The organism is Caballeronia sp. LZ035 (genome assembly GCF_031451175.1).
Taxonomy (GTDB): Bacteria; Pseudomonadota; Gammaproteobacteria; order Burkholderiales; family Burkholderiaceae; genus Caballeronia.
The window spans coordinates 769,302-783,368 of the sequence record NZ_JARUXS010000004.1 but is presented as its reverse complement, the minus strand read 5'-3'; the positions used below and the strand labels follow the sequence as shown (position 1 = coordinate 783,368).

At 66.7% G+C, this 14,067-nt stretch carries 15 protein-coding genes and 1 pseudogene; 10 read left to right on the top strand and 6 right to left on the bottom strand.

What is annotated here, in order from left to right; translation table 11 throughout:
* Positions 1-192: 192 nt before the first annotated feature.
* Positions 193-1,356, top strand: coding sequence for a metallophosphoesterase (locus tag QCE88_RS34000; protein ID WP_309909797.1), 1,164 nt, complete (start codon positions 193-195; stop codon positions 1,354-1,356).
* 242 nt (positions 1,357-1,598) lie between these two features.
* Here QCE88_RS34000 and QCE88_RS33995 read toward each other — a convergent pair whose 3' ends face one another.
* Genes QCE88_RS33995 through QCE88_RS33980 form a run of 4 tightly spaced genes read right to left on the bottom strand, consistent with a single transcriptional unit; the run spans position 1,599 to position 4,442 of the window.
* A complete protein-coding gene (locus tag QCE88_RS33995) occupies positions 1,599-2,180 on the bottom strand; it encodes a hydrolase (protein WP_309909795.1) in 582 nt (193 codons plus the stop codon).
* Positions 2,181-2,220: 40 nt separating this feature from the next.
* Positions 2,221-2,703, bottom strand: a complete 483-nt coding sequence (msrB, locus tag QCE88_RS33990) for a peptide-methionine (R)-S-oxide reductase MsrB (protein WP_409018266.1) — start codon at positions 2,701-2,703, stop codon at positions 2,221-2,223.
* A 54-nt stretch (positions 2,704-2,757) separates the two neighbouring features.
* Positions 2,758-3,519, bottom strand: a complete 762-nt coding sequence (locus QCE88_RS33985) for an ABC transporter permease (RefSeq protein WP_309838583.1) — start codon at positions 3,517-3,519, stop codon at positions 2,758-2,760.
* A complete protein-coding gene (locus QCE88_RS33980) occupies positions 3,516-4,442 on the bottom strand; it encodes an ABC transporter ATP-binding protein (RefSeq protein WP_309909793.1) in 927 nt (308 codons plus the stop codon). Before QCE88_RS33980 ends, QCE88_RS33985 begins: the two co-directional genes overlap by 4 nt.
* A 121-nt stretch (positions 4,443-4,563) precedes the next feature.
* On the opposite strand from QCE88_RS33980, the gene QCE88_RS33975 reads away from it, so the two are divergent.
* On the top strand, positions 4,564-5,043 hold the full coding sequence (locus QCE88_RS33975; protein WP_309909791.1) for a 2,4'-dihydroxyacetophenone dioxygenase family protein: 480 nt from the start codon (positions 4,564-4,566) through the stop codon (positions 5,041-5,043).
* Between the two features lie 121 nt (positions 5,044-5,164).
* Positions 5,165-6,016, top strand: coding sequence for a 3-hydroxybutyryl-CoA dehydrogenase (locus QCE88_RS33970; RefSeq protein ID WP_309909790.1), 852 nt, complete (start codon positions 5,165-5,167; stop codon positions 6,014-6,016).
* 2 nt (positions 6,017-6,018) lie between these two features.
* Here the strand turns inward: QCE88_RS33970 and QCE88_RS33965 are convergent, their stop codons facing one another.
* Together QCE88_RS33965 and QCE88_RS33960 are read right to left on the bottom strand one after the other, a co-directional pair.
* Entirely contained in the window at positions 6,019-7,008 is a 990-nt protein-coding gene (locus QCE88_RS33965; RefSeq protein ID WP_309909789.1) for a glutathione S-transferase family protein, read from the bottom strand.
* A gap of 64 nt (positions 7,009-7,072) precedes the next feature.
* Positions 7,073-8,017: an alpha/beta hydrolase gene (locus QCE88_RS33960; RefSeq protein WP_309909787.1), complete on the bottom strand. Its 945-nt coding sequence runs from the start codon at positions 8,015-8,017 to the stop codon at positions 7,073-7,075.
* 106 nt (positions 8,018-8,123) lie between these two features.
* Between QCE88_RS33960 and QCE88_RS33955 the strand changes: the two genes are divergently transcribed.
* From QCE88_RS33955 to QCE88_RS33925, 7 genes and pseudogenes are all read left to right on the top strand, one after another.
* Positions 8,124-9,038, top strand: a complete 915-nt coding sequence (locus QCE88_RS33955) for a LysR family transcriptional regulator (protein ID WP_309909786.1) — start codon at positions 8,124-8,126, stop codon at positions 9,036-9,038.
* A gap of 118 nt (positions 9,039-9,156) precedes the next feature.
* A complete protein-coding gene (locus QCE88_RS33950; protein ID WP_309909785.1) occupies positions 9,157-9,483 on the top strand; it encodes a YXWGXW repeat-containing protein in 327 nt (108 codons plus the stop codon).
* 244 nt (positions 9,484-9,727) lie between these two features.
* Positions 9,728-10,321: pseudogene (locus tag QCE88_RS33945) on the top strand (RNA polymerase sigma factor); the annotation flags it as partial.
* Positions 10,318-10,749, top strand: coding sequence for a hypothetical protein (locus QCE88_RS33940; RefSeq protein WP_309909783.1), 432 nt, complete (start codon positions 10,318-10,320; stop codon positions 10,747-10,749). The pseudogene QCE88_RS33945 and the gene QCE88_RS33940, both read left to right, overlap by 4 nt.
* The gene (locus QCE88_RS33935; protein WP_309909782.1) at positions 10,746-11,243 is read left to right on the top strand and encodes a periplasmic heavy metal sensor; all 498 of its coding nucleotides are present in this window, start codon (positions 10,746-10,748) and stop codon (positions 11,241-11,243) included. The genes QCE88_RS33940 and QCE88_RS33935 overlap by 4 nt, the downstream gene beginning before the upstream one ends.
* Positions 11,244-11,285: 42 nt before the next feature.
* Positions 11,286-12,704 (top strand): DUF1800 domain-containing protein, encoded by a 1,419-nt coding sequence (locus QCE88_RS33930; RefSeq protein ID WP_309909781.1) that lies wholly within the window; start codon positions 11,286-11,288, stop codon positions 12,702-12,704.
* A gap of 4 nt (positions 12,705-12,708) precedes the next feature.
* Positions 12,709-13,857 carry a DUF1501 domain-containing protein gene (locus QCE88_RS33925; RefSeq protein WP_309909780.1) on the top strand — a complete coding sequence of 383 codons (1,149 nt, stop codon included), beginning with the start codon at positions 12,709-12,711 and terminating at the stop codon, positions 13,855-13,857.
* The last annotated feature ends 210 nt before the right edge of the window (positions 13,858-14,067 follow it).

Below are 14,067 nucleotides of genomic sequence, written 5' to 3'. Positions count from 1 at the left end.
GCAGGCAAAGCCTCGGCATTCCCGTGCCGAGGCTTTTTTCTTTGCACGGCCCACAAGTCGCGTCCCGCCGTGCCGCACGGCGTCCCGCGCACTGGCACGGTAGAATCGGTTCCCTATCCCGCACGGGCACTCGTGCCCAACGGCACGGGCATCCAAAGCCCGGGCCCGCTTCATCGATCTTCCAGGGGCGCTATGCGACGCTCGGCTTTCTTCATCCGCTTTATCGGTATCGGCATTCTGTTTCACATCTATGTCGGCGTGCGGCTCATCCCGGACGCGCCGGTCGGCCTGCCGCTCAAAGTGCTGGCTGTGACGCTGCTGGTCGCGTCCGTGATCCTGATTCCCATCGGCATGTCCGCGCGCTCGCTCGAAACCCAGCCGCTCGCCGATCGTCTCGCCTGGTTCGGCCTGACCGCCCTCGGCTTCTTCTCCTCGCTGCTGCTGCTGACGTTCGCGCGCGACGTCATGTTGTTCTGCGTCCACCTCGTCGACTGGCTGCGCGGCGTGCCGGTCGGCTCGCCCACGCTCGTGGCCCGCAGCGCGCTGATCGTTCCGCTGCTGGCCGTGCTGTCTTCGGCGATCGGCTTCTACAATGCGCGCCGTCGCGCGCCGGTCGTCGACGTGGACGTGCCCATCGAGAATCTCCCCGCCGCGCTCGATGGCTTCACCATCGTGCAGATCAGCGACATCCACGTCGGGCCGACGATCAAGAAGCACTACGTCGAGCGCATCGTCGCCGCCGTGAACGGACTCGAGCCCGATCTGATTGCGGTGACGGGAGACGTGGTGGATGGCTCGGTGCCCCATCTCGCCGACCACACCCGCCCCCTGGCCAAATTGAGCGCGCGTCACGGCGCGTTCCTCGTCACCGGTAATCACGAGTACTACTCCGGCGCCGACAAATGGATTGCCGAGTTCCGCCGCCTCGGCCTCAAGGTGCTGCTCAACCAGCATGTGGTGCTGGACCACGACGGCGCCCAGGCCGTGGTGGCGGGCGTGACGGACTTCGGCGCGGGCAGCTTCGACCCCGCGCATCGCAGCGATCCGGCCCAGGCGATCAGCGGCGCACCGGCCTCAGCCGCCGTGCGCGTGCTGCTGGCGCATCAGCCGCGCAGCGCACCGGCCGCCGCCGACGCGGGTTTCACGCTGCAACTGTCCGGGCACACGCACGGTGGTCAATTCCTGCCGTGGAACTTCTTCGTGCGCTTGCAGCAGCCCTTCGTTGCCGGGCTGGTGAAGTTCAACGGACTGTGGGTCTATACGAGCCGCGGAACCGGCTACTGGGGACCGCCGAAGCGCCTGGGCGCACCTTCGGAAATCACGCGGATACGACTGGTTCCCTCGTCAGCGACGTGATCGCTTGACGCTCGGAACGACGTAGAGAGTTAAACAATGGAAAGGTGGACACGCGCCGCAATGTGCGACGCGCGTCCTGCGCTCGGGGAAAGCGCTGCATTCGAACAGGGGTAGAACGAATGCGCCCGACTGACAGGCGGGGTCCCGTCAACCGGTTATGGCAAGTTACGGGAACGTCGAAGTCAGGGCCATACGACTAATCCTAAAAACACGGGCCAAGACCCTTTCTTCCCAGCCGCCGTTCAGGCCAGCGCCGCCAGCACCTGCTGCGTCGAGCGAATCCGGCCAATGCGCGGAAAGATGAAACGACAGGTTGATTCATGCGTCGCGGCGTTGAGATCGCTCATGGCGTCTTCGGCGAAGATCTGCTGATAGCCGCGTTCATGTGCGCCGCGGGCAGTCGAATCCACGCCGATGGCCGTCGCGATCCCGCCCAGCACGATCGTCTCGATGCCGCGCCGCCGCAGATGCGAATCGAGATCGGTGTCGTAGAAGGCGCCCCACTGCCGCTTGGTCACGATGATGTCGGACGGCTGCACGGCGAGTTCCGCGCACAGCTCGCTCCAGCCGGCCGGCTCGGGCGCTTCCTGCGCCTGGCCCGCATCGGTGATCGGCCGCAGGCCGCCCGGCCCGTTCGGAAACGCCACCTTGACGAGCACCACCGGCGCGCCGAGCGCGCGAAAGCGCTCCGCGAGCGCGCGCGCATTGGCCAGCACGCTGGCGGCATCGTGCGGCTGCACGGGCAAGGCAGCGATGCCCGCCTGGAGATCGATCAGCACGAGCGCGGTTTTCGCGGGGGCAAGCTTGAGTTCGGGTGCGTTCATGAAAGGTAGCAAGAAGGAAGGAGGGATTGCACCCGCGAGTTCAGGCGTCTTCCTGCCTGAAATCCAGCGCGGCGCCGTTCAGGCAATAGCGCAGCCCGGTAGGTTTCGGGCCGTCGTCGAATACATGGCCGAGGTGGCCGCCGCAGCGCCGGCAATGCACTTCGTTGCGCATGTGGCCGGCGGCGTCGGCGTGCGTCGCGACCGAGCCGTCGAGCGGTTTCCAGAAACTCGGCCAGCCGGTGCCGCTGTCGAACTTGGTCGCGGATGAGAAGAGTTCGAGCGCGCAGCCCGCGCACCGGTAGGTGCCCTCGCGCCGCTCCTTGAGCAGCGGGCTGGCGAACGGCGCTTCGGTGCCGCCGCGCCGCAGCACACGGAATTGCTCGGGGGAAAGACGGCGGCGCCAGCCTGATGTGCTGTGATCGATCTCGTAGGCCAGCGCGGGCGCGGACCGCGCTGCGCCGCTCGCGAAGAAGCCTGTCATCGCGCCCAGCACATGCCGCTTCGTGCGTTTCATGATTTTCATCCGATGAACGCCCTCTTTTTTGGCGACCTCGTGCCGGCCACGACCGTCGCCCGGTCAGGTCTTGATCCGGTAGCCCGTCTTGAAGATCCACGCGACGATCGCGATGAACACCGCAAGGAATACCAGCGTCATGCCAAAACTCACGCCGACCTGGACGTCGGCGAGTCCGTAGAAGCTCCAGCGAAAGCCGCTGATCAGATACACGACCGGATTGAACAACGCCACGGTCTTCCAGAACGGCGGCAGGATGTTGATCGAGTAGAAGCTGCCGCCAAGGAACGTAAGCGGCGTGACGATGAGCAGCGGAATGATCTGCAGCTTCTCGAAGCCGTCCGCCCAGATGCCGATGATGAAGCCCAGCAGGCTGAAGGTCACCGACGTCAGCAGCAGGAACACGATCATCCAGAACGGATGGTCGATCCTGAGCGGCACGAACAGGCGCGCGGTCAGCAGGATGATGAGGCCCAGGATGATGGACTTGGTCGCCGCCGCGCCCACGTAGCTCAAGACCAGTTCGAAGTACGAGACCGGCGCGGACAACAGTTCGTAAATGGTGCCGGTGAACTTCGGGAAGTAGATGCCGAAGGACGCATTCGCGATGCTCTGCGTCAGCAGCGACAGCATCACGAGACCCGGCACGATGAACGCGCCGTAGCTGATGCCGTCCACTTCCGGGATGCGCGAGCCAATGGCCGCGCCGAACACGACGAAGTAAAGCGAGGTGGAGATCACCGGCGACACGATGCTCTGCATCAGCGTGCGTCCGGCGCGCGCCATCTCGAAACGGTAGATTGCGCGAACGGCATGAAGATTCATTTGGGTTCCCTGACGAGGCTCACGAAGATGTCTTCGAGCGAGCTTTGCGTCGTTTGCAAATCCTTGAAACGTACGCCGGCTTCGTCCACATGACGCAGCAGCGCGATGATGCGGCCCGGTTCGTCGTGGGCGTCGTAGGTGTAGGTGAGTTCGCTGCCGTCCGCCGAGCGCGCGAGACCGTACGGCGCGAGCGGTGCGGGAATGGCGTCGAGCGGGGTTTCGAGTTGCAGCGTGAGCTTCTTCTGGCCGAGCTTGCGCATGAGTTCGCGCTTCTCCTCCACCAGCACGATCTCGCCGCGGTTGATGACGCCGATGCGGTCCGCCATCTCTTCCGCTTCCTCGATGTAGTGCGTCGTCAGGATGATCGTGACGCCGTTCTGCTGCAACTCGCGCACGAGATTCCACATGTCGCGGCGCAGTTCGACGTCGACGCCCGCGGTGGGTTCGTCGAGAAACAGGATCTCGGGTTCGTGCGCCAGCGCCTTGGCAATCAGGACCCGCCGCTTCATGCCGCCCGAGAGCGTCATGATCTTGTTGTCCTTCTTCGCCCACAGCGACAGCGACTTCAACACCTTCTCGACATACGCCGGATTCTTGGGCCGGCCGAACAGCCCGCGGCTGAACGACACGGTAGCCCACACGGTTTCGAACGCGTCCGTGGTGAGCTCCTGCGGCACGAGGCCGATCATGGCGCGGGCCGCGCGGTAGTCCGTGACGATGTCGTGACCGGCCACGGTCACCTGACCTTCACTTGGATTCGCAATGCCGCAGACCGTGCTGATGAGCGTGGTCTTGCCGGCGCCATTGGGCCCGAGCAGCGCGAAGATCTCGCCGCGCCGGATCTCGAGATTGACGTTCTTGAGCGCGCGAAAGCCCGACCCGTAGGTCTTGGACAGATTGGAAACGGTGATGATGGTTGGCATGGCACGGACGATAGCAGATCGTGCGCGATCCGGCTTGGTCGGCCGGGGTCGTCCGTTCGGCCGATGTTCAGCGGCAGTTGCACTGCCTACAATGCACTGCTGATTGCACGGAGCCGACATCATGCTGTTCGAACAGATCCACACCACCTGCCTCAATGAAACGGACGTGCCCTGGGTGCCGTTCACGCCCTACAGTGAGCGCGTGCTGGTCAAGTACTTCAAACTCGACCCGGTTCGCGGCGAGGTCATCGCGCTGATGAAGGCGCCGCCCCGGGGCGAGATGCCGCGGCATCGCCATACCGGTACGGTGATCGTCTATACGGTGCAGGGGCGCTGGAAGTATCGCGAGCACGACTGGGTCGCGGCGCCGGGCAGCATCGTGTACGAGACCGCCGGATCGAGCCATACGCCCGAGGCGCTGCCTGAAGACGCCGCGCAGCCCGATATCGTCACGCTCAACATCATCCAGGGCGAACTGCTCTTCGTGAACGAACGCGGCCAGGTGCTCGCCAGCGAGAACTGGAAGACCGGCTGGGATCGGTATGCGGCTTACTGTCAGGCAAATGGCATCGAAGCCAGGGACCTGACGGCGTTTGGCTAGAACCGCCGGTTTTCTCGCTGGTTAGAATCGAACCCTCATCGAACTCTCCGGCGCACGCCGCGCCATCGACCATTCAGGCTTGCCGGCTGCCCGAGCCGGCGCACACAAAGGGAGCAGCAGCATGAAGATTCAGACCGTCGGCATCGTCGGTGCGGGAACCATGGGCAACGGCATTGCGCAAGTCGCGGCCGTCGCGGGCCTCGAGGTCGTGATGATCGACGTCACCGAGGCCGCGCTCGCCAAGGGCGTCGCCACGCTCACCGGCAGCCTGGAGCGGCTCGTGTCGAAGGACAAGCTGGACGCAGCCGCGCGCGATGCGGCGCTCAAGCGCATTGCCACGTCCACGGACTACGGGCGTCTGACTGACGCCGACATCGTGATCGAAGCCGCGACCGAGAACACCGACCTCAAGAACCGCATCCTGAAGCAGATCGAGGAAGCGGCACGCCCGGACGCGATCATCGCGTCGAACACGTCGTCCATCTCCATTACCGCGCTCGGCGCCACGCTTGCCACGCCTGAGCGTTTCATCGGCATGCACTTTTTCAATCCGGTGCCCTTGCTGCAACTGGTCGAGGTGATACGCGGCGTGCAGACCAGCGACGCCACCGCTACTGCCGTGCGCGCGCTCACGGAGCAGCTCGGCAAGTCGCCGATCGGCGTGCGCAATTCGCCGGGTTTCGTCGTCAATCGCATCCTCGTGCCGATGATCAATGAAGCGTTCTTCGTGCTGTACGAAGGCGTCGCGAGCGCCGAGGAAATCGACGCCGGCATGAAGCTCGGCGCCAATCATCCCATCGGCCCGCTTGCGCTCGCTGACCTGATCGGTCTGGACGTGTGTCTCTCCGTGATGGACGTGTTCCTCAAGGACTTCGGCGATTCGAAGTACCGCGCGTGCCCGCTGCTGCGCGAACTGGTCGCGGCCGGACGTCTCGGCCGCAAGGCGAAGCACGGCGTTTACCGGTACGACTGAGGTCAGGTCGCAGCGGGCAGCCGCGTGCGGTCATGCGCCGCCGTGAAATCGAGCAGCGGTCCGGCGGGCACGATGCCTGTCGGATTGATCGTGCGATGGCTCTCGTAGTAGTGCCGCTTGATATGCATGAAGTTCACCGTGTCCGCCACGCCCGGCATCTGGTAGATCTCGCGCGCATAGTTCGACAGGTTCGGATAGTCGGCAATGCGCCGCAGATTGCACTTGAAGTGCCCGACATAGACGGCGTCGAAGCGCACCAGCGTGGTGAACAGGCGGATATCGGCTTCGGTGAAGCGTGCGCCCGTCAGATAGCGGCGCGACTGCAAGCGTGCTTCGAGGAAATCGAGCGTGTCGAAGAGCGGCAGCACGGCTTCTTCGTACGCGGCCTGCGTCGTCGCAAAACCGGCCTTGTATACGCCGTTGTTGACCGTGTCGTAGATGCGCGCATTGAGCCCGTCGATGTCCTCGCGAAGTTCATGCGGGTAGTAATCGCCGGGCAGTGCGCCGATGCCATCGAAGGCGGAGTTCAGCATCCGGATCACTTCCGACGACTCGTTGTTGACGATCGTCCCGCGCGCCTTGTCCCACAGGACCGGCACGGTCACGCGACCGCTGTAGCCCGGGTCCGCCGTGGTATAGACCTGATGCATGAAGCGCGCGCCGTGAATGGGATCGGGCACCACACCCGGACCCTCCGCGAAGGTCCAGCCGTTTTCGAGCATCAGCCAGTGCACGACTGAAACGTCGATCATCCCCTGCAAGCCCTTGAGCGCCCGCACGATCAACGCGCGGTGCGCCCACGGACACGCGAGGCTCACGTACAGGTGATACCGGCCCGCTTCGGCGCGAAAACCGCCCGCGCCGCTCGGACCCGGCGCGCCGTCGGCCGTGACCCAGTTGCGAAAGGCCGCATCCTTGCGCACGAAGCGCCCGCCCGTGGACGCCGTGTCGTACCACGCGTCCTGCCATTTGCCATCGACCAGAAGTCCCATTTCAAACGCTCCCTGTGTTGTTCCCGCAGCACGGTGCAAGACGCGCGCCGCGGCATCGAGTGGATCAGTTGGACGCGGGCGTGTCGATGAAACGCACGAGTTGCGCCATGGTCACGTCCGGTGCTTCTTCCATCAGCCAGTGTCCGCTGCCGGGCACGACCACGCCCTGCACATTCGTCGCAACGAGTTTCGCCTGGTCGATCAGAAAGGTACCCGAAGCCCGTTCACCGGCGAGAACCAGCATCGGCATCGGCAGCGGCGTCCTGGCGAACGCGGCGAAGTCCTCCGCGTCTTGCGGGAACGCGTGGAAATATTCGAAACCCGCGCGCATGCGGCCGTGGCGTGCGTATTGTGCCGAGTAATAGCGGCGGTCGGCTTCGCTCAGCGAATGCGTGGAGTCGGCGGCAAAGTCGTTCCAGAAGTGCTCGAAATAGACGCGTTCGCGTCCGCGCACCAGTTGCTCCGGCGTGTCGCCGTAAAAATTGAAGTGCCATTTGTCGCGCAGCAGCCAGACCTTCTGCCAGTCGCCGACGCCGGGCAGGAAAGCGTCCATCAGCACGATGCTGTCCACTTCGTCCGGATACTGCGCCGCGTACGCGTAGGCAACCATCAGCCCGATGTCGTGCCCCACCAGCTTCACCTGGCGAAAGCCGAGCGCACGCACCATCGCGTGGATATCCTGCGCGAGCGTCTTCTTGTCGTAGCCGGTGGCGGGCATCGCGGACTCGCCTGCGCCCGGCAGATCGGGCGCCAGCACCACGCGGTCAGTGGCCAGTCGCGTCATCAGCGGCTGCCACATGCGGCTGGTCTCCGTGTAACCGTGCAGCAGCACGACGGGCGTCGCGTCGCCGCTGCCCGCCTGCAGATAGTGCAGCTCGACAGCGTTCGCTTCGATCGTGCGCGAGTGGATCGCGGTCGAGGCGAATGCAGCGGGCGCCAGCGGCAGCAATGCGGCCGCCGCAAGCAGCGCGCCGGCCGTGCGGCGCAAGAAGGGCAGAAATGCGTTCATCGTTCAGCTCCGTCGAAAGAGGGATGACCCAATGACGCCAATCTTCGGCGCTTGGCCCGCTTTTGCCGTACGATGCCGCGGATGAACTCGTTCGATGGAGTCGAACATGTTGTCGGAGGACGAACTCGCACTGCTCGACGCCATCCGCGAAACCGGCAGCCTGTCGCGCGCGGCGGCACGCCTGGGACGGGCGCCGTCGACGGTCTCCCACGCGGCACGGCAACTGGAAACACGCTTCGACGCCCTGCTGTTCGACCGGCGCCGCTACCGCCTGCAACTGACGCCCGCCGGCCACCTGCTCGCCGACGAAGCCGCGCGCCTGATGCTCGACGTCGGGCGGCTCGCGCAGCGCGTCAAGCAGATCGCGAGCGGCTGGGAAGACCGGCTGTGGATCGTGTGCGACGAGATCCTCGAATTCGAGACGATGCTGCCCGTGGTGCAGGCGTTCGACGCGCTCGGCTCCGGCGTCACGCTGCGTCTGACGCACGAGGTGTTGAGCGGCACCTGGGAAGCCCTGCGCGACGGCCGCGCCGACCTGATCGTCGGCGCCACCAACGAGCCCCCCGCCATCCCGGGCTTGCGCTGGTTCGAACTGGGCGTGATGGAGTGGGTATTTGCCGTCGCCGCGCGTCACCCGCTCGCCCAGGCGACCGGCCCGCTCCGGCGCGAGGAGATCGCGGCGCATCGGGCGGTGGTCGTGGCGGATTCCTCGCGTGCCGCCGGACGCGCCTATGGCGTACTCGGCGGCCAGGCGGCGCTCGCGGTGCCCAGTATGCGCGCCAAGATTCTCGCGCAGCGGCAGGGGCTCGGCACGGGCTGGCTGCCGCGCCATCGCGTTGCGACGCTGCTGGCGCGCGGCGAGTTGATCGAGAAAAATACCGCCGATCCGCGCGAGCCCAACGTGCTCTATGTGGCCTGGCGCGGCGATCACGAAGGGCGCGCGCTGCAATGGTGGCTCGAACAATTGCGGCAGCCGCGGCTCGCCAAGCGTCTCGTCGATGGGCTCGACACCTTCGCCTGACCGTTGCCCGAGTTTCACCGTAAAACCTCGTTACATCTTCGGCGCATGGCCCGCGACGGATTTTCGGTGTTCGCTCCGTTCAAGTTCTCGTCACCACTCCAAAAAGACGAGACGCACCATGACAAACCGTTCCTCGCCCATGCGCGCGGCCCTGTCCGCCGCCGTTCTCGCACCGGTTCTGGCCGTTTCATTCGGGGCGCTTCATAGCGGCCCGGTGCATGCGCAGACCGTCATCGTTGCCGCGCCGCCGCCGCCCCGCGTCGAACCCCCGCCGCCGCCTCGCGTGGGCTATGCGTGGGATCCGGGTCACTGGCGCTGGGGTCCGGGCCGCTATGTCTGGGCGCCCGGCCACTGGAGGCCGGTGCGCGTGGGGCATCGCTGGGTTCCGGGACATTGGGCGCAGCGCGGGCCGAACTATTTCTGGGTCGAAGGACACTGGGCCTGAATCTGGCGCTCCGACATGTTTCGCGGCAGCGCATGAACCTGCGCGCCGCGAGCCTATCATCTGACTGAAGGACCGCATCATGCTGAAAGCACTGCTGGCCGCTGTGCTCGTCGCCGTGACGCTCGCCGGGTGCGTCGTGTATCCGGCGCACCCGGCCTACTATCGCGGACCGGTTGTCGTCTACTGACGATGCCGACCACCATGACACGCCAGCCGCCCACCGCGCGCAACAGGAACCGACACGACCTTGAACGAACCCGATCCGGATACCCGCCTCATCGCCCGCGTCGGCAAGCGGGAATCGGGCGCCGTTCGCGAGATTGTCGAGAAGAAGTTGCCGCGCATCGTTGCACTCGCAACACGCATGCTCGGCGACCGCGACGAAGCGGACGACGTGGCCCAGGAAGCCTTCATGCGCATCTGGAACGTCGCGCCGAACTGGCTGCCCGGCGCGGCGCGCTTCGACACCTGGCTGCATCGCGTCACGCTCAACCTGTGCTACGACCGGCTGCGGCGCCATCGGGAGACGACCCTGTCCGACGAACTTCCGGAACAGGAAGACGCGGCGCCGCTGCCCGACGAGCGCATGGAAACAAGCAACACCAGCCAACGGCTCACGGCGGCGCTCGCCCGATTGCCGGCGCGTCAGCGCGAGGCGCTGGTGCTGCAGTACTACCAGGAACTCTCGAACGCGGAGACCGCCGACCTGATGGGCGTGAGCGTCGAAGCGCTCGAAAGTCTGCTGGTCCGCGCGCGCCGTAATCTCAGGACCGCTCTCGCGGACCTTGCCCGCGCTCCGGGCGGACCTGATGACCGTGCCTCGAAGGAGCAACGATGACCCCCGACCGATTCCGTTACCTCACCGAAGCCTACGGGGCGTCTCCGGAACGCTGGCCCGCCGGCGAACGCGACGCCGCCCTGGCCCTCCTTGCCGGCGGCGACGCCGAGGCGCACGCGGCGCTGGCGCTGGCGCGCACGCTCGACGGCATGCTCGACGCGCACGCCGTTGCCGGACCCGCTCCGGCACTCGTGCGGCGCATCATCGCTTCCGCGCCGACCCGGCCTGCGCGCCCGTCCTGGCGAAATCCGCGCCTGTGGTTCTCGGGCGTCGGTTTCGTCGGCGTGGGGGCGGCCGGCGTCGCGGCGGGCGCACTGCTGGTCTCGCTGCTCGCGCCCGTGCCGGCCGAACACGTGCATGGCGGATTCGAACAATCTCTTTCGGGCACCGCGTTCGGCGGCGCTTCTTCCGACTGGAGCGATCAATGAGTGTACGCACGCTGAAGACGCTGGCGGGTGTGTCGATCGTGCTCAACGTGTTCCTGCTCGGTTCGTTGGTGGGCGGCGCGTACTACCTGTCCGGCCCGCTCGTGCAACAGGTCTGCAAGGTGGCGGCGCCACCGCGCGGCATGGGCTTCGCGGCGGCGGATCTTTCCCCGGAGCGGAAAAAGCAGCTGCGCCAGGCGTTGCGGCAGATGCGCCTCGCCAACCAGCCGCTGATACGCGAATCGCGTGAAGGCCGGATCGAAATCGCGCACCTTCTCGCCGCGCAGACGTTCGACCGCCAGGCGCTCGACGATGCCCTCGCCCGCACCCGACAGGCCGATGTCGCCATGCGTGGGCTGACCGAAGACACGGTGGCCAAATTTGCCTCGACGCTCACGCTCGACGAACGCCTGAAGATGGTCGGCGCGATGGAACGCAACGGCCCGCTGCGCAACGTGCCGCCCGAGGACACGCCTCAGGCTCCACGGCAGCCATAACGGCCGCGCACCGCTGATAGCAACCTGCCTCCGGAGACCACCATGAGCCTTGCGCCGCCGCTCACGCCCGCCGCCATCGCGGTGAACCGCTTCGGTCTCGGCGCGCGCCCGGGCGAGCCGCTGCCTGCCGACCCGCGCGGCTGGCTCACGCAGCAGCTCGATCCCGCGCGCGGCGCGTATGCGCCGATGCCTGCCGCGCTGGCCAGCCAGCCGACCAGTGCGGCGCTCGCCGAACGTTTCGCGGAACGCCAGCGCGCCTTGCGCGATGCAGGCGACGCCGACCGGCCCGCGCTGCGCAAGCAGTACGGCGACATGATCCGCGAGGTGTATGTCAGCGCTGTCGATGCCCGCGTGACGAGCGCGCTCACGACCGGGACGCCCTTCGTCGAACGTCTGGTGCATTTCTGGGCGAACCACTTCGCGGTGTCGGTCGACAAGCCGCCGGTGACGCTGCTCGCCGGCTCGTTCGAGAACGAAGCGATCCGCCCTCACGTGCTCGGGCGCTTCGAGGACATGCTGGTGGCGGTGGAACGCCATCCTGCGATGCAGATCTTCCTGGACCAGCCGCGTTCGATCGGCCCCGACAGTCCCGCCGCCGAGCGCGCCGCGCTGCGCGATCCGGCGCGCAAACGCGGCCTCAACGAAAACCTCGCGCGCGAAATCATGGAACTGCATACGCTCGGCGCGCGCACCGGCTATACGCAGGGCGACGTGACCGAATTCGCCCGTGCGCTGACCGGCTGGAGTCTCGGCGCGATGTCCGCGCAGGCGGCGAGTAATCCTGCCGATCCGACACCGCCCGGCCAGTTCACGTTTCGCCCGCGCCTGCACGAACCGGGCGTGCGCACGGTGCTGGGCCGCCAGTACGCCCAGGACGGCGAAGCGCAGCCGCTCGCGGTGCTGCACGATCTGGCCGCGTCACCCGCAACGGCGCGCCACATCGCCGACAAGCTCGCGCGCCACTTCGTCGCCGATACGCCGCCGCCCGCGCTGGTCGAGCGTCTCGCGAAAGTCTTCGGCGATACCGGCGGCGACCTCCTTGCGGTCTACCGCGCGCTGGTCGAAGCGCCGGAGGCGTGGCCCGCGACGCCGACGAAATTCAAGTCGCCGTGGGACTGGACGCTCTCCTCGTTGCGTGGACTCGGCCGCACCAGCTTGCAGAACATGCATGCCGCGCCGCTGCTGAGGCAGCTCGGACAACCGGTATGGCGGCCCGGCTCGCCCGCCGGCTACGACGATGCCGCCGCGAGCTGGGCCGCGCCGGATGCGCTGGTGCGCCGCGTCGAGATCGCGCAACGCTTCGCCGCGCACAGCAGCGCGACGCTCGACGCCCGTGCGCTCGGTCCGCAATTGCTGGCGGGCTCGCTGTCGGAGGCGACGGGCAGCGCGGTGGGGCGCGCCGAAAGCGCCCAGACCGCGCTGGCGCTGCTGCTCGTGTCGCCTGATTTCCTGAGGAGATGAACGCATGCTGACTCGTCGCCGATTTCTCCACTGCGCGGGCGCAAGCGCCGGCGCGATGCTGATCGCGCCGCAACTCGTGCTGGCGTCCGCCGAAACCGAGCGCCGCTTCGTCTTCGTGATCCAGCGCGGCGCGGCGGATGGCCTGAACATCATCGTGCCTTATGGCGATCCGGCTTACGCGACGTTGCGCGGACCACTCGCCATCGATGCCGCGACCGCCAGCAAGCTCGACGGCACGTTCGCGCTTCATCCGTCCTTGCAGAAGACCGCGCAGATGTATCGCGACCGGCAGGCGCTGTTCGTTCACGCGGTTGCCTCTCCGTATCGCGAGCGTTCGCACTTCGACGGCCAGAACGTGCTCGAGACCGGCGGCGCCGCGCCGTATCAGTTGAAGGACGGCTGGCTGAACCGCCTGCTGTCGATGCTGCCCGCGCCGCGTGCCGACGCCGTCGCGCTCGCGCCGACCGTGCCGCTCGCACTGCGCGGGCACGCCGATGTCACCTCGTATGCGCCGTCCGGACTGCCGCAGGCCCCGGACGATCTCATCACGCGCGTCTCGCAGCTCTATGCCGGCGACGCGCAACTGCATCCGTTGTGGGACGCCGCGATGCAGGCGCGCGGCCTCGCCGCCGACGCCGGCGCGCGGCAGGATCCGGCGAGCCTCGGCAAGCTGGCGGCGACCTTTCTGAGCAAGCCCGACGGTCCGCGCATTGCGATGATCGAAACCGGCGGCTGGGACACGCACAGCGCGCAGAACCCGCGTCTCGCCGCGCAGCTGAAAGCGCTCGACACGATGCTCGGCGCCCTGCGCGATGGCCTCGGCACGCACTGGGCCGACACCACCGTGCTGGTGGCGACCGAATTCGGCCGCACGGCCGCGGCCAATGGCACGGGCGGCACGGATCACGGAACGGCATCGGCGGCGCTGCTGCTGGGCGGCGCGGTGGCCGGCGGACGCGTGCTCGCGGACTGGCCGGGACTGGCGAACGCATCGCTGTATCAGGCGCGCGATCTGAAGCCGACCATCGGACTGGATGCCGTGATCGCGCACGCGACGGGCGAAAGCTTCGGCATCGATCCACAACGCGTGGCGGCCACGCTGTTTCCCGAAGGCGGTACGGCGACGCTGCGAGAACACCTGCTCAGAAGCTGACCCGCTCCATTTCCTTCGCACGCGCCACGAAACTGACGCCCGGCAAGGCTGTGACAAATTTTTAGTAGTATGGATTGAGCTGCCGTTATGATGGCGGCGGCTTTTTTACGCTCAAGCTTTTTTACGCTCGAGCTTGCCGGATCGCCGGCTTTCGCTTATCGCTCGATCATCTCGGGCGCACACGTTCACGGCTTCGTCCGCACGCCCCGC

Excerpts from the sequence above, each read along its gene's own strand:
- QCE88_RS34000 (WP_309909797.1), top strand. The coding sequence starts at position 193 with ATGCGACGCTCGGCTTTCTTCATCCGCTTTATCGGTATCGGCATTCTG.
- msrB (WP_409018266.1), bottom strand. The coding sequence starts at position 2,703 with ATGAAAATCATGAAACGCACGAAGCGGCATGTGCTGGGCGCGATGACA.
- QCE88_RS33935 (WP_309909782.1), top strand. The coding sequence starts at position 10,746 with ATGAGTGTACGCACGCTGAAGACGCTGGCGGGTGTGTCGATCGTGCTC.
- QCE88_RS33950 (WP_309909785.1), top strand. The coding sequence starts at position 9,157 with ATGACAAACCGTTCCTCGCCCATGCGCGCGGCCCTGTCCGCCGCCGTT.
- QCE88_RS33925 (WP_309909780.1), top strand. The coding sequence starts at position 12,709 with ATGCTGACTCGTCGCCGATTTCTCCACTGCGCGGGCGCAAGCGCCGGC.
- QCE88_RS33960 (WP_309909787.1), bottom strand. The coding sequence starts at position 8,017 with ATGAACGCATTTCTGCCCTTCTTGCGCCGCACGGCCGGCGCGCTGCTT.
- QCE88_RS33995 (WP_309909795.1), bottom strand. The coding sequence starts at position 2,180 with ATGAACGCACCCGAACTCAAGCTTGCCCCCGCGAAAACCGCGCTCGTG.
- QCE88_RS33965 (WP_309909789.1), bottom strand. The coding sequence starts at position 7,008 with ATGGGACTTCTGGTCGATGGCAAATGGCAGGACGCGTGGTACGACACG.
- QCE88_RS33975 (WP_309909791.1), top strand. The coding sequence starts at position 4,564 with ATGCTGTTCGAACAGATCCACACCACCTGCCTCAATGAAACGGACGTG.
- QCE88_RS33985 (WP_309838583.1), bottom strand. The coding sequence starts at position 3,519 with ATGAATCTTCATGCCGTTCGCGCAATCTACCGTTTCGAGATGGCGCGC.
- QCE88_RS33930 (WP_309909781.1), top strand. The coding sequence starts at position 11,286 with ATGAGCCTTGCGCCGCCGCTCACGCCCGCCGCCATCGCGGTGAACCGC.
- QCE88_RS33980 (WP_309909793.1), bottom strand. The coding sequence starts at position 4,442 with ATGCCAACCATCATCACCGTTTCCAATCTGTCCAAGACCTACGGGTCG.
- QCE88_RS33970 (WP_309909790.1), top strand. The coding sequence starts at position 5,165 with ATGAAGATTCAGACCGTCGGCATCGTCGGTGCGGGAACCATGGGCAAC.
- QCE88_RS33940 (WP_309909783.1), top strand. The coding sequence starts at position 10,318 with ATGACCCCCGACCGATTCCGTTACCTCACCGAAGCCTACGGGGCGTCT.
- QCE88_RS33955 (WP_309909786.1), top strand. The coding sequence starts at position 8,124 with ATGTTGTCGGAGGACGAACTCGCACTGCTCGACGCCATCCGCGAAACC.